The 23,351-nt window shown below is 58.0% G+C and carries 20 protein-coding genes; 12 read left to right on the forward strand and 8 right to left on the reverse strand.

From position 1 onward, the window contains the following. Nucleotides 1–48 precede the first annotated feature (48 nt). The 4 genes from B9Z50_RS01745 to B9Z50_RS01760 form a co-directional block, all read right to left on the reverse strand. A complete protein-coding gene (locus tag B9Z50_RS01745) occupies nt 49–2,247 on the reverse strand; it encodes a TonB-dependent siderophore receptor (RefSeq protein WP_233249709.1) in 2,199 nt (732 codons plus the stop codon). A 154-nt stretch (nt 2,248–2,401) separates the two neighbouring features. Next, on the reverse strand, nt 2,402–3,853 hold the full coding sequence (locus B9Z50_RS01750) for a DEAD/DEAH box helicase (RefSeq protein ID WP_108361969.1): 1,452 nt from the start codon (nt 3,851–3,853) through the stop codon (nt 2,402–2,404). A gap of 102 nt (nt 3,854–3,955) precedes the next feature. Then, nucleotides 3,956–4,264 carry a hypothetical protein gene (locus B9Z50_RS01755; RefSeq protein WP_233249710.1) on the reverse strand — a complete coding sequence of 103 codons (309 nt, stop codon included), beginning with the start codon at nt 4,262–4,264 and terminating at the stop codon, nt 3,956–3,958. Nucleotides 4,265–4,325: 61 nt separating this feature from the next. Beyond that, nucleotides 4,326–5,669 carry a TIGR03862 family flavoprotein gene (locus B9Z50_RS01760; RefSeq protein WP_108361970.1) on the reverse strand — a complete coding sequence of 448 codons (1,344 nt, stop codon included), beginning with the start codon at nt 5,667–5,669 and terminating at the stop codon, nt 4,326–4,328. A 103-nt stretch (nt 5,670–5,772) separates the two neighbouring features. Between B9Z50_RS01760 and trxA the strand changes: the two genes are divergently transcribed. The 10 genes from trxA to B9Z50_RS01810 all read left to right on the forward strand — a co-directional run bounded on the left by trxA (nt 5,773) and on the right by B9Z50_RS01810 (nt 15,949). Further along, nucleotides 5,773–6,105, forward strand: a complete 333-nt coding sequence (gene trxA / locus B9Z50_RS01765; RefSeq protein WP_108361971.1) for a thioredoxin TrxA — start codon at nt 5,773–5,775, stop codon at nt 6,103–6,105. 246 nt (nt 6,106–6,351) lie between these two features. Then, complete coding sequence (gene rho, locus B9Z50_RS01770) at nt 6,352–7,614, forward strand: transcription termination factor Rho (protein ID WP_062405887.1); 1,263 nt, start codon at nt 6,352–6,354, stop codon at nt 7,612–7,614. Between the two features lie 84 nt (nt 7,615–7,698). Beyond that, nucleotides 7,699–7,962: a type B 50S ribosomal protein L31 gene (locus B9Z50_RS01775; RefSeq protein ID WP_108361972.1), complete on the forward strand. Its 264-nt coding sequence runs from the start codon at nt 7,699–7,701 to the stop codon at nt 7,960–7,962. Between the two features lie 165 nt (nt 7,963–8,127). Next, entirely contained in the window at nt 8,128–9,873 is a 1,746-nt protein-coding gene (locus B9Z50_RS01780) for a hypothetical protein (protein ID WP_108361973.1), read from the forward strand. Nucleotides 9,874–9,876: 3 nt separating this feature from the next. Then, nucleotides 9,877–11,247, forward strand: a complete 1,371-nt coding sequence (locus B9Z50_RS01785; protein ID WP_108361974.1) for an MATE family efflux transporter — start codon at nt 9,877–9,879, stop codon at nt 11,245–11,247. 90 nt (nt 11,248–11,337) lie between these two features. Then, nucleotides 11,338–12,246, forward strand: a complete 909-nt coding sequence (gene ppk2, locus B9Z50_RS01790; RefSeq protein ID WP_108361975.1) for a polyphosphate kinase 2 — start codon at nt 11,338–11,340, stop codon at nt 12,244–12,246. Between the two features lie 420 nt (nt 12,247–12,666). Beyond that, nucleotides 12,667–13,296 carry a DUF6272 family protein gene (locus B9Z50_RS01795; protein ID WP_108361976.1) on the forward strand — a complete coding sequence of 210 codons (630 nt, stop codon included), beginning with the start codon at nt 12,667–12,669 and terminating at the stop codon, nt 13,294–13,296. Nucleotides 13,297–13,307: 11 nt separating this feature from the next. Beyond that, entirely contained in the window at nt 13,308–13,688 is a 381-nt protein-coding gene (locus B9Z50_RS01800) for a DUF1987 domain-containing protein (protein WP_108361977.1), read from the forward strand. Nucleotides 13,689–13,707: 19 nt separating this feature from the next. Beyond that, complete coding sequence (locus tag B9Z50_RS01805) at nt 13,708–14,748, forward strand: adenylate/guanylate cyclase domain-containing protein (protein ID WP_108361978.1); 1,041 nt, start codon at nt 13,708–13,710, stop codon at nt 14,746–14,748. Beyond that, the gene (locus tag B9Z50_RS01810; protein WP_108361979.1) at nt 14,741–15,949 is read left to right on the forward strand and encodes a SpoIIE family protein phosphatase; all 1,209 of its coding nucleotides are present in this window, start codon (nt 14,741–14,743) and stop codon (nt 15,947–15,949) included. Before B9Z50_RS01805 ends, B9Z50_RS01810 begins: the two co-directional genes overlap by 8 nt. 91 nt (nt 15,950–16,040) lie before the next feature. On the opposite strand, the gene asd is transcribed toward B9Z50_RS01810, so the two are convergent. Then, a complete protein-coding gene (gene asd, locus B9Z50_RS01815) occupies nt 16,041–16,925 on the reverse strand; it encodes an archaetidylserine decarboxylase (protein WP_233249711.1) in 885 nt (294 codons plus the stop codon). A gap of 52 nt (nt 16,926–16,977) precedes the next feature. Here asd and B9Z50_RS01820 point away from each other — a divergent pair, with 52 nt between their 5' ends. Then, the gene (locus tag B9Z50_RS01820; protein WP_233249712.1) at nt 16,978–18,609 is read left to right on the forward strand and encodes an aminotransferase class III-fold pyridoxal phosphate-dependent enzyme; all 1,632 of its coding nucleotides are present in this window, start codon (nt 16,978–16,980) and stop codon (nt 18,607–18,609) included. Between the two features lie 47 nt (nt 18,610–18,656). Here B9Z50_RS01820 and B9Z50_RS01825 read toward each other — a convergent pair whose 3' ends face one another. Further along, on the reverse strand, nt 18,657–19,265 hold the full coding sequence (locus tag B9Z50_RS01825) for a hypothetical protein (protein ID WP_108362499.1): 609 nt from the start codon (nt 19,263–19,265) through the stop codon (nt 18,657–18,659). Nucleotides 19,266–19,372: 107 nt separating this feature from the next. Here B9Z50_RS01825 and B9Z50_RS01830 point away from each other — a divergent pair, with 107 nt between their 5' ends. Continuing rightward, nucleotides 19,373–20,578, forward strand: a complete 1,206-nt coding sequence (locus tag B9Z50_RS01830) for a glycosyltransferase family 1 protein (RefSeq protein ID WP_108361980.1) — start codon at nt 19,373–19,375, stop codon at nt 20,576–20,578. Here the strand turns inward: B9Z50_RS01830 and lplT are convergent. Next, complete coding sequence (lplT, locus tag B9Z50_RS01835) at nt 20,564–21,805, reverse strand: lysophospholipid transporter LplT (protein WP_108361981.1); 1,242 nt, start codon at nt 21,803–21,805, stop codon at nt 20,564–20,566. The two genes, B9Z50_RS01830 and lplT, sit on opposite strands and share 15 nt — an antisense overlap. After that, nucleotides 21,798–23,231: a UDP-glucose/GDP-mannose dehydrogenase family protein gene (locus B9Z50_RS01840; protein ID WP_108361982.1), complete on the reverse strand. Its 1,434-nt coding sequence runs from the start codon at nt 23,229–23,231 to the stop codon at nt 21,798–21,800. Before B9Z50_RS01840 ends, lplT begins: the two co-directional genes overlap by 8 nt. Nucleotides 23,232–23,351: the final 120 nt, after the last annotated feature.

The following is a 23,351-nucleotide window of genomic DNA, read 5'->3' on the forward strand; positions in this document are numbered from 1 at the left end:
GTCTCCGTTGTGGGTTGTTCTTAGACCACCATCTTGGCACAAGAGGCGTCAGATTTTCATCTCTAGGCGCAGCTGCACATTGCGCCAATTCCGGTCGGTGGTGCGAGACGTCTCTTGCTGACCCCCTGTGTTGAAAGTGGTAGACGTTTGGTAATCACGCGGCAGCAGGTTGCTGACGGTCAAACGCAAAGCGGTCACACCGGAAAATCGCCACATTCCATAGACATCCAACACGCGTTTGACGCCTTGATACGAGAGCTGTTCCTGGCTGCGGCGTGTGTCATATTCGGGGTTCCAGTTGGCATTGCCACCGACCGTCAACGGCACACCGCGAAGCCGGTAATCGGCCCCCAAATTGGCAGTCATGCCAGGTTGCTGATCCAAGCGGTTGTCGGGACCTGGCACATCCTTGACCTTGGATCGGAAAAAACTCACATTGCTTCGGATGTCCACCGGCCACGCCTCGGCCCAAGCTTGGTTCAATCGGAACTTTGCCTCCAGCTCCACACCTTGAGTGATGGCGTCACCCACGTTTTGCGGGGTAGACACCCAACGCTGTTGACTTGACCAAGACACGTTCTGCAAACGGGTCTGATAACGGATCAGGTCTTGAATGTTTCGGCGGAACACATTGGCGCTGAGCACCCCACCGCCATCCAGATAACGCTCAATCCCTAAGTCGATGCCAGTGGCCAACTCGGGCAACAAGTCGGGGTTGCCGACACGATCGGGTTGGGTGGGAACGTTGTTAACTGAAATCGGGTAATCGCGCGAATACCGCAAAGGTGCCACCATGTTGTACAAGGTGGGGGTTTTGTAACTGCGCGTCAAGCTCATGCGCACTTGGTCACGTTTGGCCGGATCAGGCTTCCACAGGGCGTGGAGCAACGGCGTCCAAACTTGACTTTTATTGCTTTTGAGCTCTTCACTGACCTGACCTTCAGTCAGGATGCTTTCATAACGAAGCCCTGCATAAGCCGACCAGTTCGTGTTGATCTTGAACTCGTCTTGCGTGTAAGCCGCCCATCTCTCTGTTCGAGCCTTCAAGTTTCCGCTTTCATCGCCCGCGCCTGGGCTGGCCTCCTCTACGCGGCGTATACCTTCGTGCTCCAAACCACTGACCCACTGGTGGCCGTTGTCCAAAACGCGGGTCCATTTGCCATTCAGGCTGGTGTTGCGACTCGTAAAACGCTGCTCGTCCAAAGCGTTAGATAAGAGCGCTGGCGAGCTACTGATCAGTGTGGTCTGGGTGATGTGCTGGTCGTACCTGGCTTGACCCAGACCGAAACGAAGTTCGAGCCGATCATCGGCAGACAAGCGCTGAGCCCACTGGCCGTTCAAGCGCGCAGCAGCATATCGACTTTCGTTGTCTGTCAAGGCCGTGTCAGTGATGGCTGTTGATGTGAGCGCCCGGGCATCAATCCGGCCTTGAGCAGCATATTCGGAATAAATCAAAAAAGGCGTCAATGTCAGTGTTTTGCCTTGCTCACCTTTCCACTGCAAGCGAGCATTGGCGTGTATGCCTTGACGACGGCCAGAAGACTCCGACAAACGCACTTGGTTTTCACGGAAATCGGAGTCGATCTCGGTCACACTTTCGTCAGCACGCAGGGTGTCCATGGCCGAGAGCGTGAAAGTGCCGCCAAGTGGCTGCGTCTTGAGGTTGTGCACCCAGCTGAGCATGCTCGAGCCCTTGCCGTGCTCGTGGCTGCGGGTGATTTTGAGGTCGTCGGGGTTGGCTTTTTGGCCTTCGCGCAGCACGATGTTGATGGTGCCCGCGATGGCACGCGCCCCGGTTTCGGCCGTGGGCGCGCGCATGATCTCGATTTTTTCGACCTGCTCGGGGGTGAGTGAATCGATGGAAAAGCCTGCCGGTGCACGCTCGCCGTCCAGCAGGATCTGGGTGTAACCGCCGCCCAGGCCCCGCATGCGAATGGCGCCACCTCGGCCGGGTGCACCCAGCACCGTGACGCCAGGCAAACGCTTGAGTACCTCACCCAAGGTTGAATCGCCTTGCTTTTCGATTTCTTCGCGGCCAATGACGATTTTGGAGGCCGAAGATTCGCGGCGCACCTCGGTGTCGTTGTTGCGGTTGCTGCGGATTTCCACCTGGCCCAGATCGGTCGGGGCAGCTGCAGGCACGGTGACCGAAGGGGTGCTTGGCGTCGCGTTGGCAGGGCTTTGAGCCCAGCCCGAAGCAGGTGCCCCATACAAGACAACCCCAGCCAGCAGCAGGCTGTGGGTCAAAGGACGGAGGGTTGGATGAAAGGAGGGCTGGAAGGAATGTGCACGCATTCATGCATTTTGACAGCGCCCGGCCGCTGGCGTGTGAAGCGCAGGTGAAAAACCGGGGTCAGCCCAAGGATCGGCAGGATCACTCAGGCAAGCCCTGCCCCCAAAATCACTCGTCTGCTTTGAACAAAGCCGCCACTTTGCGCTTGGGCTTGATGTTGGCCGAAATCGACGAGCGCGGTGCTTTGGGCACTGCGTCCCAGCTCGGCGAAACGTCGGCAGGCGGCGCCTCGTAGGGCTTGCTAAAGAATGGGTCGCGGTTGATGGGCGCAGGGCGAAAGCCACCCCGGCGCTCGCGTGGCGCTTCGAGCGCGTCACGCGGGTCAAAGTCATCGCGGCGGCGGCCCTCAGAAGCACGGCCACGAGGACGGTCTTCGGCGCGAGTGCCCCACTTTTCAGGTGCAGGTCCAGCGGGGGCTTTATCCAGCTGCAGGGTTTCGACTTCCAGCTTTTTCTTGATCAGCTTTTCAATGTCGCCCACCAAACGGGTGTCCGAGGGGCTGACCAAGGTCACGGCCAAGCCCGAAGCCCCTGCTCGGCCAGTGCGGCCAATGCGGTGCACATAGTCTTCGGCGTTGAAGGGCACATCGAAGTTGAACACGGCGGGCACATCCTTGATGTCCAGGCCACGGGCGGCCACATCGGTACACACCAGCAAATCGACTTCGCCCTTTTTGAAGGCTTCCAGGGCTTTGAGGCGCTCGTCTTGGCTCTTGTCGCCGTGCAAGGCGGCGGTGCGTAAACCTTCGCGCTCCAAAGAGCGAGCCAAGCGGCCGCAGCCAAGCTTGCTGTTCACAAAAATGAAGGCCTGCTTGATGCCCCGGTCGTCCAAGACCTTGCGGATCACGCGACGCTTATCGTCGTCTTGTGCGGCGTAAAAACGCTGCTCCACGGTCGATGCGGTCTCGTTGGGACGCGCCACCTCGATGGTGATGGGGTTTTGCAGGTAACTGCCGGCCAGGCGCTTGATCTCGGGCGAGAAGGTGGCCGAGAACAGCAGCGTGGTGCGCTGCTTGGGTAGGTAGCTCAGGATGCGCTGCAGATCAGGCAAAAAGCCGATGTCCAGCATGCGGTCGGCTTCGTCCAGCACCACATATTCCACTTGGTTGAGTACCGCATTTTTGGCTTCAATGTGGTCCAGCAAGCGTCCTGGTGTGGCCACCAAAACCTCAACGCCTTTTTTCAGCTCCAGCGTTTGGGGCTTCATGTCCATGCCGCCAAACACCACCGCGCTGCGCAGTTGGGTGTACTTGGCGTACATCTTGATTTGTTGGGCGACCTGGTCGGCCAGCTCACGGGTGGGCAGCAACACCAAAGCGCGCACCGGGTGACGGGCCGGCGAGGTGGATGGATTTTCGTGTTTGAGCAAGCGCTGCAGCAAAGGCAACGAAAACGCAGCCGTTTTGCCTGTGCCGGTTTGGGCTGCGCCCATCACGTCCTGGCCCGTCAAAACCACCGGAATGGCTTGGGCCTGGATAGGGGTCATGGATTCGTAGCCCATTTCGGCCACGGCTCGTGCCAGCGTAGGCGCCAGCGATAAATTGGAAAAAGAGTCGGTCATTAACCCGCTATTGTCGCATTTTGAACTGCCATTGCCAAAAATGACAGACAAAACTCGGTGCCCGAGCCTCAATTGAGGGGCTAGCGACCCGGGCCGGAGTCGTTAAGCCAGGCGGCGGCGCAGCGAGGGAAAAGCGGACTTTTTGTGGGGAACTTTGGCCGAAGCGGTGCTCAAGGAAGCAGCAGTGCTGAGCATGTCAGAGACCAGCGCATCGGCGCGATCGTGAGCGCCTTGACGGCTGGCCTCAAAGGCCAAACGGGTGCTTTGGGCCATCTGGGCCACAAAGTTTTGCGGGTAGTCCCGCACCTGGAAACCCCGCAGGCTCATCACCTTCATGAAGGCGTTGGCTGCCTCTTCGACGGCACGCTGGTATTCCTGGCTGGCTTCTGGCGACATGGGGACCTCGGTCATGGATGAGTTGGTGAACCCTTACATAACGCAGCCCAGGCCCCAAAGGAATACACAACCGGTATCAAATTGTGTGCGCCTGGGTGGCCAGACTTTTGAGCACACCTTGCGCCGCCTGTCGCCCACTGGCCAGACAGGCGGTGAGCAAGTAGCCGCCCGTGGGGGCTTCCCAGTCGAGCATCTCACCTGCGCAAAACACCCCCGGGCAGGCCGCCAGCATCAAATCAGGCCCCATGGCCTGCAGCGCCACCCCGCCAGCGGTGCTGATCGCCTCGGCCACGGGCCGGGGGCGCTTCAAGGGCACGGGCAGGGCCTTGATGTGCGCGGCCAAGGCTTCAGGCCGAGCCAAAGTCTCGGGAGTGCACAGCTCAAACAGCAAGCCCATTTTCACGCCATCCAAGCCCAAACGGCTCTTCAAGTGACTGCTCAGGCTGCGGCTGCCGCGCGGCCAGGCCACATCTTGCAAGACCTGCTCAGGTGTTTTGTCGGGCAACAAATCCAGCAGCAAACTGGCCTGCCCATGTTCGACCAAATCGTCGCGCAGCCAGGCCGAGGCGGCGTAGACCAGACTGCCCTCGATCCCGGTCTCAGTGAGCACAAACTCGCCCTTGCGTTCAAAACGCGGCGGCAAGGCGACTCCCTGGCGTGCGGCACCCTGCGATGCTGGCACCGTGAGCACCACTGACTTGAGTGGATGCCCGGCGAACTTGTCTCTGAAGTGCGCCGTCCAGCCCTGGCCCTCACGCCCCAACGCATCAAAGCCGCAATTGGCGGGCTTCAATGGAGCGACCTCTACACCCAGGGCCTGCAAATGGGGCAGCCAAGCGCCGTCCGAGCCCAGGTGCGGCCAGCTGGCCCCGCCCAGCGCCAGCACCGTGGCAGCTGCTTTCACCTGCAGGGGCGGAGCATCGTCCCGACGCCCAAACACCAGCTGGTCACCTTGCCAACCCAACCAACGGTGTCGCATGTGGAACTGCACCGGCACGCCGCTGGTGGGGTGGCGCAGGCGCTGCAACCAGGCCCGCAGCAGGGGTGCGGCTTTCATCTCGGCCGGGAACACGCGCCCAGAGCTGCCCACAAAAGTACTCACACCCAAACCCTGAGCCCAGTCGCGAACACCCTGCGCGTCCAGCCCGGACAGCCATTGGCTGACCTCGGCCTCGCGTGCGCCATAACGGGTGTTGAACGCGGTCAATGGCTCGGCATGGGTGAGGTTCAAACCGCCCTTGCCTGCCAGCAAAAACTTGCGCCCGACCGAAGGCATGGCGTCAAACAAGTGCACAGACACACCCGCTTGTGACAAGACCTCGGCCGCCATCAAACCGGCCGGGCCGCCGCCCACAATGGCCACCTCCACCGAAAGCTCGAGTGCATCAGGAAAATCGCAAGTGGGTTCAGGAAGGCTCATGGCTTTGTGGTCTAGCTATAAATAAGCGGCGCACGAATGTACCGAGTTTCTGTCAAAATAGGCGCAACTTTAGCCGCATCTCAATGTTCACAAGGAAAAGGCCATGGCCAGCGATCTGATCAAACACACCACCGACGCCACCTTCGAAGCCGACGTGCTCCAATCCAGCCAACCCGTGGTGGTGGACTTCTGGGCCGAATGGTGTGGCCCCTGCAAAATGATTGCCCCCATCCTCGACGAAGTGGCCAGCGCTTACGAAGGCAAGATGCAAATCGCCAAGATGAACGTCGACGACAACCGCGACATCCCAGCCAAGTTCGGCATTCGCGGCATCCCCACACTCATGATTTTCAAGGGCGGTCAGCTCGCTGCCACCAAAGTGGGCGCCATGAGCAAGTCACAATTGACCGCTTTCATCGACCAGCAACTGGCCTGATGCGTCCATGCCGTCCGGCTGTGCTGGACGTGCCCCCCACAACCGGGCCCGCATGGCCCGGTTTTTTGTTTTTGGGACTGCCCGAAAACCTGTCATAATTTCTCGCAGGCAACCCGAACACGGGACAGCGCCAAGACTGCCGGAAGCTCCAGCCCCCAAACCCGGGCGGCATCCGGTCCAGAACATATCCACCCGGTTATCCGAAATACGGTCCCCAGCAGACCGATTCGCCACAGGCCCACTCCCATGCATTTGAACGAACTCAAGGCACTTCATGTGTCCGAACTCCTGAAGCAAGCCGACACGCTCGAAATCGAGAACACCGGTCGCATGCGCAAACAGGAGCTGATGTTTGCCATCATCAAAAAACGCGCCAAAGCAGGCGAACAGGTCTTTGCCGACGGCGTGCTGGAAATCTTGCCCGACGGCTTTGGCTTTTTGCGCAGCCCCGACTCCAGCTACACCGCCAGCACCGACGACATCTACATCAGCCCCAGCCAGGTGCGGCGCTTTAACCTGCACACGGGTGACATGATCGAAGGCGAAGTGCGTATCCCCAAAGACGGCGAGCGCTACTTTGCCCTGACCAAGCTGGACAAGGTCAACGACGACCTGCCCGAGAACAACAAACACAAAGTCATGTTCGAGAACTTGACGCCACTGTTCCCCAAAGAGCAGATGCGTCTGGAGCGTGACATCAAGGGCGAAGAAAACATCACCGCCCGCGTGATCGACATCATCGCCCCGCTCGGCCGCGGCCAGCGCGCCCTGATCGTGGCGCAACCCAAGTCGGGCAAGACGGTCATGATGCAGCAGATTGCTCACGCCATCACCGCCAACTACCCCGATGTGCACCTGATGGTGCTGCTGGTCGACGAGCGCCCAGAAGAAGTGACCGAAATGCAGCGCAGCGTGCGCGGCGAAGTGATCTCCTCGACGTTTGACGAACCCGCATCGCGCCACGTGCACGTGGCCGAGATGGTGATCGAGCGCGCCAAGCGCTTGGTCGAGCTGAAAAAAGACGTGGTGATCTTGCTGGACTCGATCACCCGCCTGGCCCGCGCCTACAACAACGTGGTGCCATCATCCGGCAAAGTGCTCTCGGGTGGTGTGGATGCCAACGCCCTGCAGCGCCCCAAGCGCTTCTTTGGCGCAGCGCGCAATGTGGAAGAAGGCGGCAGCTTGACCATCATCGCCACGGCCTTGGTCGACACCGGCAGCCGCATGGACGAGGTGATCTTTGAAGAATTCAAGGGCACGGGTAACTGCGAGATTCACCTGGAGCGCCGCCTGTATGAAAAGCGCGTGTTCCCGGCCATCAACTTGAACCGCAGCGGCACCCGCCGCGAAGAGTTGCTGCTGCAACCCGAAGTGCTGCAAAAAACCCGCATCCTGCGTCAATTCATGTACAACATGGACGAAATCGAGGCGATGGAGATGGTGTTGAAGAGCATGAAAGCCACCAAGAACAACTCCGAGTTCTTCGACATGATGAGACGCGGCGGCTGATACCCTATAATCGACAAGTTTTGCGGAAAGTGCTCTCAGATAGGCTGCAGAGTGGCTACCGTAGCGAAATAAAAGGATTTCCCCATGAAAGACGGCATTCACCCCAACTACCGTGAAGTTTGCTTCCAAGACATGTCCAATGGTTTCAAGTTCGTGACCCGTTCATGCGCCAACACCAAGGAAATGATCACCATGGAAGACGGCCGCGAGCTGCCTTGGTACAAGCTGGACACGACCAGTGAGTCGCACCCCTTCTACACTGGCACCCAAAAGTCGGTGGACAACATGGGCGGCCGCGTGGAGAGATTCCGCAACCGTTTCGGCAAGACCACCACCATCGCCAAGTAATTCGCGCATTGGTGTCCCCCAAAGGGCAGCCCGGGCAACCGGCCTGCCCTTTTTGCATGGGCCTTGGCCCGCCTGGCGCCATGACTCCCCTAGTGGGTCATGCTTTCCTAAAATACGAAGCCCAGCGTCACCGCTTTTACCCCTGAACTGATTGCCCCAGTCCCCGTGAACCTGCCCACACCCGCCATCGTTGCCCAAAGTGCCGTGCGCAGACTGCCGCGCTTGGCCTTGTTGCTGCTGTGCGTGGCCTATGTGTTGCCCGGTTTTTGGGGACGATCGCCCTGGAAGGCGCAAGATCTGGAGTCTCTGGGCTACATGCTGCAATTGGCCCAGCCCACACTGAGCGACGCTGCCAACTGGTTCAGGCCCAGCTTGCTGGGCCAACACGACCCGCAGCTGGCTTTGTTGCCTTATTGGTTGGGGGCCAGTTTTATCCAGTGGGCCCCTCAGGGATGGGAAGACGTGTTCGCCCGAATGCCCTTTGTGGCCATGCTGGCCCTGACGCTGGCCGCGACTTGGTATGCGGTGTACGCATTGGCGCGTCACCCCGCAGCGCAACCTGTGGCCTTTGCATTTGGGGGCGAGGCCAAGCCGAGAGATTACGCCCGCGCATTGGCCGACGGCGGCCTGCTGGCTTTGCTCGCTTGCTTGGGCTTGGCTCGACTGGCGCACGAAGCCACGCCCGCACTGAGCCAGCTGTGTTTCGCATCGCTGATTTTTGTGGGCTTGTCCACCTTGCCTCGCTGGCGCTTGCACAGCGGCCTGGCCGTTGGCGTGGGCATGCTGGGCCTGACGCTTTCGGGCGCGCCCAGCGTGGCCCTGTGGCTGGGTGTCGGCGGCTCACTGATCCGCGCTGTGGCCCCCATCGACCCGACCCTGGGCCGCATGCGCATGCTCGATCTGGGGCTGCTGGCTTTGATGTGCCTGCTGTGCGTGACCACTGCGGGCGCACTCGATTTGTGGCGCTGGCGCGTGGAGCCGTACGCCATGGTCAATGTGCACATCCTGGCCGAGCTGATGCTGTGGTTCACCTGGCCTGCATGGCCTTTGGCGCTATGGTCCTTGTGGCGCTGGCGGGCCCAATTGATCCAAGCCTGGCTCTACCCGCACCTGGCCTTGCCTTTGTGGTTTGTGGCCGTCATGGTCGGGGCTACCTGGTTGACCGGTTTGTCCGACCGGGCCTTGCTTCTGGCGCTTCCGGGTATTGCCGCGCTGGCCGCTTTTGCGCTGCCTACTTTGAGGCGCAGCCTAGGGGCCTTGATCGACTGGTTCACGTTGCTGTTTTTCAGTTTTTGCGCCCTCACCATCTGGGTTATCTGGGTGGCGATGCAAACAGGCTTTCCGGCCAAACCTGCAGCCAACGTCGCGCGTCTGGCCCCCGGATTTTTGCCAGAATTTTCTGGCTTGGCTTTTGGCTTGGGCGTGCTGGCCACGCTGGCCTGGGGCTGGCTGGTCAAGTGGCGCATAGGCAGCCACCGCGCGGCCCTGTGGAAGAGCATGGTCCTGCCCGCCGCAGGCGCAGTGCTGTGTTGGCTGCTGCTCATGAGCCTGTGGCTGCCCTTGCTCAACTTTGCCCGCAGCTATGGCCCCACGGTTCAAAAATTGCAAATGGTCACCGGCACCGCCCGTTGCCTGCAGTACGCTGGCATCAGCCAGGCGCAAGGCGCGGCCCTGTTGTTCCACGCGAAGGTGCGCCTGCAAGCAGCCACAGCCCCCAGTGCCGAGTGCCCCTGGCTGGTCATGGACGAAAAGAACCTGCCCTTGTTGAACAATCGCCTCCAAGACTTGGGCTGGACACCCGAAGCCACTGCGGCCCGGCTCGGTGAGCGCAGCGATCGCCTGCTGATCTTCCGCCCTTCACAACCGCTCCTACACGACACGCCCACCCTGCCAGCCGCAGCCAAGAACTGAGCCATGTCCGAGCTACGCACCATCTCCCGCCATGCGGGCACTGTGCTGGTCGGTCAGTTGGCCGTCATGGCCTTTGGTGTGGCCGACACGGTGATCGCCGGGCGCTACAGCCCACATGCGCTGGCGGTGTTGTCCTTGGCCTCGGCCATTTACATCAGCATTTATGTGGCCCTCAACGGCATGCTGCAAGCGCTGCTGCCAGTCTGGGCCGAGCTGCATGGCGGCAACCGGCAAGCTGAAATCGGGCGCTCGGTGCGCCAAGCGTTGTACATCTCGGCGGGCGCTGCGGCGCTGGGCATGACCGGCTTGTGGTTCCCCGACCCCTGGCTGTCCTCGACCCAGGTGCCCACCGAATTGTGGCCCGATGTAAGGGCCTATTTGCGCATACTGGCCCTGGCGCTGGTGCCTTCCTTGCTGTTTCGCATGTACAGCACGCTCAACCAAAGCCTGGGCTACCCGCGCCTGGTGACATGGCTGCAAGCGGGCGCGCTGTTTGTGAAGATTCCTTTGTCGGTGCTGCTCACATTTGGCGCAGGCGATGTGGCCGGCATGGGCGTTGTGGGCTGCGCCTGGGCCACGCTGGCGGTGAACAGCCTGATGATGCTCACCGGGCTGTGGCTCTTGCGCACACAAGACATTTACCGTCCCTACCAGTTGTGGCGCTTGCCCGAAAAGCCCCAGTGGCGTGTCTTGCGACACTTCTTGCGGCTGGGCGTCCCCGCCGGGCTGTCCATCATGGTGGAGGTCACCTCCTTCACCATGATGGCCCTGTTCATTGCCCGCCTGGGTGCGGTGGCCTCGGCCAGCCACCAGATTGCGGCCAGCCTGGCCTCAGTGCTGTACATGGTGCCACTGGCCTTGGGCATTGCCAGCAGTGCCCGCACCGGTTATTGGTTGGGTGCTGGTCACCCCCAGCGCGCCCGGCAAGCGGCGGGTCTGGGCATCAGCTTGGCCATCGGCGCGGCAGTGCTGTGCGCTGCGGCACTGCTGCTGGGCCGCGAAGCCATTGCCAACGCCTTCACCAGCGACCCGCTGGTGGCACAAACCGCCATGGTCTGGCTGGCTTGGGTGGCGGTCTACCACCTGGCCGATGCGGTGCAGGCGGTCTGTGCCTTCTTGCTGCGCTGCTACCGCATCACCATCGCACCGCTGCTCATCTACACCGCCTTTTTATGGGGCTTTGGCCTGTATGGCGGCTACCTGTGGGCCTATGACGACGCGGCACTGGGCGGCTGGCTGCAATGGACCGGCCGCCCAGCCGTGGACACCTTCTGGATCAGCAGCAGCTTGGCCCTGGCGACCGTCTCGGCGCTGTTTGCCGCATTGGTGTGGCGCGTGTCACGGCCTGGGACAAGCATGGCGCCCAAGGCTTGAGCATTTAGCCATGGCGCAGCGCCTGGCACGCGGTCATCAAAGATTCACAAAAAACAACGAAAGTTAATTTTTTGATGATTTCAAACCGCCATGACAACCCGCAACGCCATCGATGAAGCCCAAATGCGCCAGTTGCGCGAAGACCTGCTGGACAGCATGGACGAAGAACTGGAGCTGGAGCTCGACGACCGCTGGGGCGCTGATGCCGCCGCCAATGATGCCCAAACGGGCGAACGCATTCGCTATTTCAGGGAGCTGCTGCGCCTGCAGTCCGAGTTGGTGATGCTGCAAGACTGGGTGGTCAAAACCGGCCACCGCATGGTCATCCTGTTTGAAGGCCGCGACGCCGCGGGCAAAGGCGGCGTGATCAAACGCATCACCCAGCGCCTGAACCCACGCGTGTGCCGCGTGGCCGCCCTGCCCGCGCCCAACGACCGCGAGAAAACCCAGTGGTACTTTCAGCGCTACATCTCACACCTGCCCGCAGCGGGCGAGATCGTGTTGTTTGACCGCAGCTGGTACAACCGCGCAGGCGTCGAAAAGGTCATGGGCTTTTGCAACGAGCAAGAGTACGAAGAGTTTTTCCGCTCGGTGCCCGAGTTCGAAAAAATGCTGGTGCGCAGCGGCATCCAACTGGTCAAGTACTGGTTTTCCATCACCGACGATGAGCAGCACGCCCGCTTTTTGGGCCGCATCCACGACCCGCTCAAGCAGTGGAAGCTCAGCCCCATGGACCTGGAAAGCCGACGTCGCTGGGAAGACTACACCCGCGCCAAAGAAACCATGATTGAGCGCACGCACATTCCCGAAGCGCCTTGGTGGGTGGTGCAGGCGGTCGACAAGAAAAAGGCCCGCCTCAACTGCATTGACCACCTGCTCAGCCAAGTGCCCTACCACGAGGTCGAACACCCCCAAGTGGAACTGCCCGGGCGGGTGCGCAACCCGGACTACATCCGCCACCCGGTACCTGCCGAGATGATCGTGCCTGAAAAATACTGACGAATTTCCAAACGGATGTATGCGAGCGCATAACGCAATCGGCCAGTCAAAGGGCCCTTGCGTCTAACGGCTTGTTGGGTTGGCCTGAAATTCCCCCAACCCATCCCAAAAAGCGCCCCTCATCCACCACCAAACCCAAGCCATGCCGGCCACAAAAGCAAGGCAGCCGCTACTGCGATCAGGCATTGCAAAAACAGACTGGAGGATGACAGTGCCATGCTGGGCACTCTCCTGAAAGTCAACAGCTGATTGGGTTGGTACAGATGGCCGAGGTGGAGACCATTTCTGCATGACACCCTTTTTCAGCTACTGAATCCGCCGCCCGGTTAAACATAAATATCAATTTTGATGTTTATGTCACAGAAATGTCATTTTGAAAAGTTAGATTGGGTTTGTCTTCATTGTTCGTGAGATTTCCCCATGTCATCTGCACACAAGCTCAACGGCGCTTCCTTTTTGGCGCTGCGCCAGCAACTGGAATCACGCGGCATCGTGTTTTCCTATTGTGGTTATTTGAACGAAAACATTTTGTCTGGCATCGGCAACGCCTTGCAGAGCAAGATGGCCATCGACCAAACCGATCAGAAAATCTCACGCGGCATTTTTTCGGCATTTGTGGAGCAGGTTCAAAACGTGATCCGTTACTCGGCTGAAACGATTGGGCCCGAGGATCGCGCCAAAATCGAGCGCGAAGCTGCTCTGGCGGCAGGCCGCCCCGAAAATGAGGTCGATGACGGTGAGCTTCGTTATGGCTTGATCACCATCGGTGAGACTGCAGATGGCACCCGTTTCGTGACCTGCGCCAACCTGATCAACAACGACCAAGTCGAGCGTGTCTCCGCATCCCTGGAAAGCATCCGTGGACTGAACCGGAAAGAGCTGACCACTTTGATGCGGGAGCATCTGAAGGCCGGGCCACCCGAAGGCTCCAAAGGAGCGGGAGTGGGATTCATCTCCATTGCACGCGAAGCCAATGGCAACTGGGAATATGACATGGTCCCCATGCCCGACGGGGAATTCACATTCTTCTGCTTCGAAGCCTACTTTTAAGAGAGCCCGCCATGGAAAAAATCGACATCGCAGCCACCGCTCGCACACCCCTTTTGAGTTTCGACCCAGCCACAGGCCAGTTCTTGCTTGAAGGCGAGTCTTACCCTGAAGACACCAAAAAATTCTACGATACGCCTTTGTCCCATGTGTACAGTTTTTTGGAGGAGTCTGTTCCTTCGAAAGCTGTGTTTTCTTTCAAATTGAAATATTTCAACAGCTCATCCGCCAAAGTTTTGATGGATTTGTTTTTGGCCATCGAAGAATCGGCCTCACGTGGTAACCCATTCAAGATTGAATGGCATTACGCCTCTGACGATGACAACATGCAAGAGCTGGGTGAAGAGTTCGCCGAAGAACTCGATAAAGCCGAGTTCGAGATGGTGGCTTTTTAACTGACACTCCAGGCTTGGCGTGACCGATTCTTTTTTAGGCAAAGAAAACGAGGTCTTGGTTGAAAGCGAAAAGCTTCTGGCCGATTCCCCAGAACTTGTCACGCCTGAAACTTATGCAAAGCTCACAGCCGATTACGCTCGGTTGCTGAAAAATTTCTCGCGCATCATTCGTATCAGCGACAGGAATGAGCTGCGGCTTCAGTCCGTTTCAGATGAGCTGGAGATAGAGAAGAAAAAACTTGAAGGTGTAGCAGGTCAGTTGGCCAAGTATTTACCTCGTCAAATTTACGACTCCATCTTCAAAGGCGACCAATCGATTGAGATCAAGACCCAACGCAAGCTGCTCACGGTTTTTTTCTCAGACATTCAGGGTTTTACGCACATCTCATCGGTCATCCAGCCAGAAGTGCTGACCCACTACATGAATGCGTATTTCACCGAGATGTCGGATATCGCTGCCAAGCATGGTGGGACCATCGACAAGTACATCGGCGACGCCATGATGGTTTTTTTCGGTGATCCCGAAAGTCGTGGCCCTCAAGAGGACGCCCTGGCCTGTGTGCGCATGGCTTACGAAATGCAAGAGCGCTTGGCTGAATTGCACATCCAGTGGCAGCGAGAAGGTTTGCAACACCCCTTCATCACCCGAATTGGCATCAACACGGGTTACTGCAACGTGGGCAATTTTGGAAGCCACAGCCGCATGGCTTACACCATCTTGGGTGGCGAGGTCAATTTGGCGGCTCGCATCGAGGGCAAGTGTGAGCCCGGTGGAGTTTTGATCTCTCACGAGACTTATGCACAAGTCAAAGACTTTGTGGAAGTGTCCGAGCGAGATTTGTTGGAGCTCAAAGGCATTGCCCTGCCCGTGAAAACCTATGCCGTCGTCAAAGTGAGCGACACCAACCGCTCACACACATCGGACTTGCGCATCGATATAAAAGGTTTGGACAAGATGATCGTCAAACCCGGCAATCTGTCCATGCCCGACCGTTTGAGCCTCGTGGCTCGTCTTCGCGATATGGCCAACACTTTAGAAGGAATCAAACCCCATGATTGAGCAAAAAGTCCGATCCATTTTGCGTCAGCAAGACGGGATTTTAGAAACAGAAAAATGCGGTGTTGTGATCGCCAACTTCAGAAAAGACGATGACCTTCTGGTGGTACCGGTTTTCAACGCTGAAAAACAAGCCATTGGTCTGATTGACCGCCAAGCGGCTTTGTCCACAGCTTCCAATCCTCTGCACTTTTCGGTTTACCAAAACCGCAGTGCCAAGATGCTGGTTCAAGAGGTTTTTCCCATCTTTGACGTTGAAACCAGCATCGACATGGCTTCACAAAAGATGTTGGAAATGGGCTTGTCGCTGAGCACTGGTGGTTTTCTCATCACCGAAAACGGGTTGTACACCGGCATCGGCATCAACACCGACATGCTCAACTACTTGGTGGAAGCCAACCACGCACGCGCAGAAGCTTTGACAGAACTGCACACGGAAATGATGGACAGCGTGAATTACGCTGGACGCATCCAATCGAGCTTGCTGCCCAACCGCATGGCCCTGCAAGAAGGTCTGCGATCGGTGGGTGTTTTGTGGGAGCCGCGCGATGTGGTGGGCGGTGACGTTTATTGGCGCACAGAAGAGGACTTTGAGGGCACTTTCACTTTGGCTTTGATCGACTGTACGGGCCATGGCGTTCCAGGATCTCTGATGTCCATGCTGGTCGTCAGTGTGCTCAACCGCATCTATTCCGAAAAGCCCGAGATCGGTCCTGGTGAAGCGCTTTCCAAATTGGGCAACTTGGTTCGCACTGCGCTCAACCAAGACCGTGAAGACTGCCAATCCAATGATGGCTTTGATGCAGGCTTGTGCAAAATCAATACACACAAGAAAACTGTCTCTTTCTCAGGGGCACGCACCAACTGCTTTATTGTCCCGAAAGACGGTACGCCCGTCGTTCGTTTGTTGGGTGAAAAACAAGCCTTGGGTTACCCAGGTCAAGTGCCCTACACGCCTCTGGAAGAATACGAAATGTCTTTAGAGAACTGCCAGACATTCTTCATGGCCTCAGATGGGGTGCTCGACCAACCGGGTGGTGAAAACAGCCGCGCATTTGGTCCGCGCCGACTGTTGCAACATTTGGAGTCATACCGCCACCTGGGTGCAGAGGCCTTGATGATGCAAACCAAAACCGTGGTCGACCAATGGCGTGGTCAAGAATCAAGACGCGATGACGTCTCTGCCCTGGCATTCTCGGTGTAAGCATCTTTGATGCATGAGCCTGTCAACACCGTGCGTTGACAGGCTCATTTTTTTACTCAAGAAAATTTGATTCACAAATTTTCAAAGTGAATCAAGCCTTGATTTTTCTTAACAAGGCTTGTCCCATTCGAATTTCTTGTCCCGGCGCAATGCCCATTGCCAGGTCATAGCCTGGCGGTACAAACACCAAAATGGTCGAGCCATGCTCGAACCAGCCCATTTCTTGGCCCTTGGCATAGACCGCATCACAGAGCATTTCGTTCGGGCCTTGGTAGCGCAAATTCAACAGCACATCGACGGCATGAAAACGCATGCTGGCCACCAACACTGCTGCCACAGGCACGATCAAGAAGGGCACGCCCTCTTGTGTTTGCATGTGCAATACCGCCCGTTCGTTTTTGCAAAACAGCTCTTGCACGCGCTTTAAAGCCACCGGGTTCACATTCCAAGTGTCACCCGAGATGTAGGTCACATGCTGCAGCTGCACATCGTGCGGCGCGTGAAAGCGGTGGTACATGCTGCTGGTCAGTCGCAAGGTGATGTAGGTTCCCCCTTCCAGCGCGGCAGGCCAATGCTGGCAGCGCCCTGAGGTGCCCAGCAAGGTCTGCAGCTGGTAAGGAAAACCTTTGGCCTGAAACACTTGGCCCTGGGTGATGGTGCCGCAGGCCCCCACGATGGCGTCACAAGGCGATGTCATGAACGCAGGGTCTGGGTTGACGACCCGTGCACCGGGCACCAATTCGCGCGTGAAACAAGCGTGCAAGCTGTCAAATGTTTTGAGCTTGGCATCGCTCAAATCCAGATCACTGAACCAGCCCCACACCGCCATCGACGACTTCACGACCCAGGGGTGTTTGATTTGACTCCACCACCCCATGAAGCGGGTCAATGTGATGCGCGGGATGCGGTTGGTGAGCAAGAAATTCAGGTCTTCTTGCAGCATCCACTTTTGGAAATGTTGGCGAATCTTCATCATGTTGTCACTCAATTTGAATAAAAAGAAATTTTGTTGTCACAAGGAGATTGCAGTGAACCCTACTTGGATCAGTTTGGGCGTCCTGGCCGCTTTGGCCCCGAGCCTGCATCGGCGCATTCAACTCTCGCGTGCCAAACACCGCTCTTTGGCAGGGCACTCGCGCATGGCCAAACGACTGGCCCGCTGGCTGCCGGGTTACAGCTTCAACGAAGCCGATTTTTTTGGTTGTGACGGCGCTCCGAGCGACATTCAAGCGCAGCGCCGTGCGGCATTTTTTACGTTGGCCAACACACTGCAAACACGGCACCGCCTGAGCATCGAGGCCACGGCTGATGCACGCGAGAACATCTCGGACATGCAATTCATCGCTGCCTACCGCGTGCCCTTCCAGTTCAGCCCGGTGGTGCGCGAGCACCTGAAAGTCGGCTCGTTTTTGCAATCGGCCCAAGGCGTTCAAGTCACTGATTTGGACGGTCAAGTTTTTTACGATCTGACGGGTTCTTATGGCGTGAATGTGTTTGGCGCCGATTTTTACAAACGCACCATGGCCGAGGGCATGGCCCGCACCCAAGCGCTGGGGCCGGTGCTGGGCTCTTACCACCCCGTGGTGGCCGGCAATGCAGAGCGACTCAAAGCCATCTCTGGCTTGGACGAGGTGTCGTTCCACATGTCGGGTACCGAAGCCGTGATGCAGGCCGTGCGGCTGGCCCGCTACCACACACGCCGCAAAAACATTGTGCGTTTTTGCGGGGCTTACCACGGCTGGTGGGAAGACGTGCAACCCGGCCCCGGCAACCCCATGCCCCCCCGCGAGACCTACACGCTGAGCGACATGAGCGAGCGCAGCTTGCAGGTGTTGCGCAGCCGCAAAGACATTGCCTGTGTGCTGATCAACCCCTTGCAGGCCTTGCACACCAACACCAATGCGCCGGGCGATTCGACCCTGGTCGACAGCAGCCGCCGCGCCGCTTACGACCGTGCGGCTTACACCGCCTGGCTCCAAGCCTTGCGCCAAGTCTGCACCGAGCGCGGCATTGCGCTGATTTTTGACGAAGTCTTTTTGGGCTTCCGATTGGCCCCAGGCGGTGCACAAGCCTACTTTGGCGTGCAGGCCGATTTGGTCACCTATGGCAAAACACTGGGCGGCGGTTTTCCAGTGGGTGTGGTGTGTGGCAAGCGCGAATGGATGCGCCGATTTGATGAAAAACGACCGGCCGATATTTGCTTTGCACGCGGCACCTTCAACGCACATCCAGCCGTCATGGGGGCCATGTCGGCCTTCTTGGAGCAACTGGACACGCCCGAAGTCAAAGCCATCTACGAGGGCTTGGACGAACGCTGGAACGTCCGCGCCGCGCTGTTCAACAGCACCATGCAAGCGCATGGGTTGCCCTTGCAAGCGGCCAATATGTCGAGTGTCTGGACACTGTTTTACACGCAACCCAGCCGGTACAACTGGATGCTGCAGTACTACCTCAGGCTGCATGGATTGGCGCTCAGTTGGGTGGGCACGGGACGTTTGATCTTCAGTCTCAACTACAGCGATGCCGACTTTGAAGCGGTACTGCAGAAGTTTGTGCTGGCGGCCCAGCAAATGCGGCAAGACGGATGGTGGTGGCATGCGCCAGAGATCACCAACAAGTCCATCCGCCGCAGCATCCTCAAGGAGACGCTGTTTCGCTGATAGTTCGGCCCGGTTCACCACTACGAAGTGAACCGGGCTTTTTCCGATCAGCGACCCGCGTGAAGATTGCGGTCTGCGAAGCGCTCACCACGCAACAATTGCCAAGGCGCCTTGTGATAGAGGTAGATGTCGTGGAAGGGATCGGTCAAGATCTTCGTCATCCACACCAAGCCCGTTTGCACGTCTTGCAGGAAAAACAAATGGATCGTGCGGAACAGCAATGCCGCAGCGCCCAAGTACAACCAGGCATAACCCACAGCCCGCAAAAATTCAAACCAGGTCTCATGCACGGGCAGCAAGCCCATGAAGCCAGGATTCATGTAAATGGCCAACGGCAACAGGGCCCAAACACTCAATAAGACCACCTTGCGGCGCAAGTTGTAGCCCACCTTGATCTCTTCTTTGAATTCGTTGGTGGCCTCGTTGACGTGGTCATAGCCCAAGGGTTCGAAGAAGAAGTGACCGGCTTGTCTGGAGGTCATGGAGACCATCCAAGCCAATAAAGCGGCCATGGCCGGATCGATCCACAGCATGCCATAAGCCACCACAAACGCCATCGCACTGAGCAAGTGCAAGGACTGGTTGATGCGGCAATGGTGGTAGTAACGGTGATCGTCCCAACGCTGAACTTCCAAAGCTTTCAAGAAATCTTTCACAAGCACCTCACAAGTTGAATGTGTGAAGATCATCATCAATTCGTGTGAAAAAACAGTGACATGGCATTTGTCATCAAACTGTTAAAACCTGCGCTCACGATAGGGGCATGCTTGAATCAGACAACGCACCCTACCTGGTCGAAAACTTCGTCCCCGCCAATGCCCCACTGCGCATTGCGGTGGTCACCGAAACCTGGCCACCCGAGGTCAACGGCGTTGCACTGACCCTGTCGCGTTTGATCCAGGAGCTGCGCCAACGCCAACACACCATTCAGCTCATCCGGCCCCGACAAGGCCGCCACGAGACTGAAAGCCACCGCGAAGGCTGGAGTGAGATGCTGCTCAAGGGCATGCCCATTCCGCGCTATCCCCAGCTCAAACTGGGCTTTCCCAGCAAGAAATCCCTGATCAAGGCCTGGACCCAGCAAAGACCTGACTTGGTGCACATCGCCACCGAGGGGCCATTGGGTTGGTCGGCCTTGCAAGCGGCCAGGGTCTTGCGCTTGCCTGTCACCTCCGACTTCAGAACCAATTTCCAAAGTTACAGCAAACACTACGGCGTGGGCTGGTTGCAAAAACCCATCGTGGCTTACTTACGCAAGTTCCACAACCGTACCTTGTGCACCATGGTGCCGACCCAGGCCATGCACGATCAGCTCAAGGTCTTGGGGTTTCACAACCTCCAGGTGGTGGCGCGCGGTGTGGACACCCAGCTTTTCACGCCCAACAAACGAAACACCAGCTTGCGCAGCCAATGGCAAGTCGATGACAAGACCGTGGTGATCTTGTCGGTGGGGCGCTTGGCGGCAGAAAAAAATCTGGATTTGACAGTCAAAACCTACCAAGCATTGAAAGAAAACAACCGTGCAGTCCAGCTTGTTTTTTGCGGTGATGGCCCTTACCGAGCCAAACTGCAAGCCGATTGCCCAGATGCCATTTTTATGGGCATGGTCACACACGCGCAATTGGCTGTGGCCTACGCCAGTGCCGATCTGTTTGTGTTCCCCAGCCTGACTGAGACTTTCGGCAACGTGACCCTGGAAGCCCTCGCCAGCGGCACCCCGGTCCTGGCGTTTGATTGCGCCGCCGCCAAAGAAGTCATTGGAGATGATCACAATGGTTGGCTCGTTTCGGGTGAAGATGCGCAGCGCTTTGTCTTGCGCGCCTTGGCCATCACCCAAAAGACATCGACTCTTCAAGAGGCGCGAATGAACGCTGCACCCAGTATTCAAAAATGGGAGTGGTCCAGCATCGCCAACCAAGTGGAGAACATGTTCCGAAGCGTCCTGACACAGGCTTTAGCTGAGCGTTGAATCCAGCTGAGCTCCTCTGCGGCGCCAAGGCACAACAGCCATCCACAATGGCAATGACAAACACAGCATGATGGCCAACAATGGCCAATCCCAGGCCAGCAGCAGACTGTACAAACCCAGCATCACCAACACACTCAGGTTTTCGTTGAAACCCTGCACAGCAATCGATCGGCCAGGGTGCATGATCTTGTGGCCCCGGTGTTGCAACAAGGCGTTCATGGGCACCAGCAGCATGCCACCGGCCCACCCCGCGGCCAGCAGCATGGGCACGGCCAGCCACAAACTGCTGGTGAGGGCCAAAAATGGCAACAAGCCAGCCAGCACACCCGCCCAGAACATCTGACGGCGGGCATGAAAGACACGACACGACCAGGCAGCCATGGCGGCCCCCCCCATCACGCCCAAAGCCACCAGGCCCTGCAAATACGCGCCGCCCTGCAAAGTCAAGCCAGCATTGGATTGCGCCCACACCAAGACCACGAACTGCAGCACAGCCCCTACACCCCAACACAAGGTCGTCACGCGCAAAGAAACGCCTCCCAGGGGGTCACGCCACAGCTTCAAATTGTTGGCCCAAAATGCAGACCAACGAACATCTGCCCAACACCAAGCAGGGTGTATGGGTGAGCGCAGGGCATGCATCCCGCTGTTGAGAACGGCTGAGAGCACGTACAAGCAGCAAATCACGCCCAAGCCCATGCCGATTTGGGTTTCAACCAGCCAAACAGCCCCATAAGCAGCCGCAAAAAAGGGGGGCATAGGGGTCAAGAAGGGTCCTGCATCCATCAACCAGCCGCCCAACACCACGCCCCATAAAACGGCGAGCACCACCGACACTTCCAGAAAAGCGTTGGCCCTGACCAAACCAGCAGTGGGCACGGTTTCCGTGAGCAAGCCATATTTCGCTGGGGCATACACAGAGGCCGCAAATCCCGCCAAAGCAAACGCCACCAGAGGGTGCGTTCCGGTCCACAGCAAAATGACCGCCATCAACTTGAGCAGGTTCATGGCCATCATGACATGGCGCTTTTGGAACGCATCGGCCACTGGGCCCACAACACTGGCCAAGCCCACATAAGACACCGTGAAAGCCATTTTCAGCACAGGGGCCCACCAAACAGGGTGGCCTTGCTCGTGTAAAAAGAAAATGCCCAACAACAAAAAAGCGTTGTCTGCCAGCCCACTGAAAAACTGAGCCAGAATCAAAAAGGCAAAGCCCTTAGGCATTCATCGATTCAGGCACTGTGGATGCACCAGCAGGCACACCAAAATCCATCAGCTGAGCCAAATCATTGCGCCGCCCCACGCCCTGGTAAGCCATGCCCAATTCACTGAGGGCCTCGGGGTTGTAGAGGTTGCGACCATCCAAGATGAAGGGTTTGCGCATCAGGGCTTTCATGGCTTCGAAATCCGGGTTGTGAAAATTCTTCCACTCGGTCAACACCATCAAGGCATCCGCGCCTTCCAAGGCCTGCATGTCTGAAGCGGCCAATTCAAAACGCTCCAACAGATGCGATTCTTGGCTCATGTCCAGACGGAGGGCTTCCAAAGCCAGCGAACCCGCCACAGGGTCAAATGCACAAACGTGCGCCCCACGCAACAACAATTGGCGAATCACCACGCGGCTGGGCGCCTCGCGCATGTCATCGGTGTTGGGCTTAAAAGCCAGGCCCCAAACCGCGATTTTTCTGCCTGTCAGGTCCTGCCCCATGTGCTGGGTCAATCGGTCCACCAAAATCGTTTTCTGGCGCTCGTTGACCACCTCCGTGGCACTGACCACCGCCATGCTGTGCCCATAGGCCTTGGCGGTGTTCACCAGGGCCTGGGTGTCCTTGGGGAAACAACTGCCACCGTAGCCACAACCCGCGTACAAAAAGCTGTGTCCAATTCGGCTGTCTGCGCCGATGCCCCTGCGAATGTGGTCCACATCGGCCCCCAGCACATCGGCCAGGTTGGCCATTTCGTTCATGAATGAAATGCGCGCCGCCAACATGGCATTGGCGGCGTACTTGGTCAACTCGGCACTGCGCACATCCATCCACACAGTACGGGCATGGTGGCGGTTGAAGCTGGCATACAAATCACCCATCATGCGGCGACTGCGGGCATGGTGCAGTCCCTCATCCACACCCACCACAATGCGGTCCGGGCGCATGAAATCGTCAATGGCAGCGCCTTCTTTCAGGAACTCCGGATTGGACACCACATCAAACAAATCCGGGGACATGCCCCGGTGCACCAACTCGTGCGAAATCGCAGCGCGAACCTTGTCGGCCGTTCCCACCGGCACGGTGGATTTGTTGACCACCAATTTAAAGCCCTTCAGGTGCCGTCCAATGGTGGCCGCAACCGACAAGACATGCCCCAAGTCGGCCGAACCATCTTCGGCGGGCGGCGTGCCCACAGCGATGAACAGAATGTCGCCATGCTCCACCGCCTCGCAGGCATCGTTGGTGAAACGGATGCGCCCATCGGCACGATTGCGACTGAGCAACTCTTTGAGACCGGGCTCGTAAATGGGCACATCACCTTCTTGCAAGGCGCGGATTTTTTCCTCGTCCTTGTCCAGGCACACCACCTTGAAACCCAAGTCGGACAAGCACGCGCCTGTGACCAAACCAACGTAACCCGAACCGATGACTGTGACACGCATGGCAACACTCCTGTAGTTGCCACCATGTTCTCGCCTCTGCATGAAAAAGGCGTGTCACTGGCATGAAGAAATCACGACACACCTGCCAATTTTCCATAAAAAAACCGCTCTCTTTCGAGA

It is taken from the genome of Limnohabitans sp. Bal53 (genome assembly GCF_003063355.1).
Taxonomy (GTDB): domain Bacteria; phylum Pseudomonadota; class Gammaproteobacteria; order Burkholderiales; family Burkholderiaceae_C; genus Limnohabitans_A.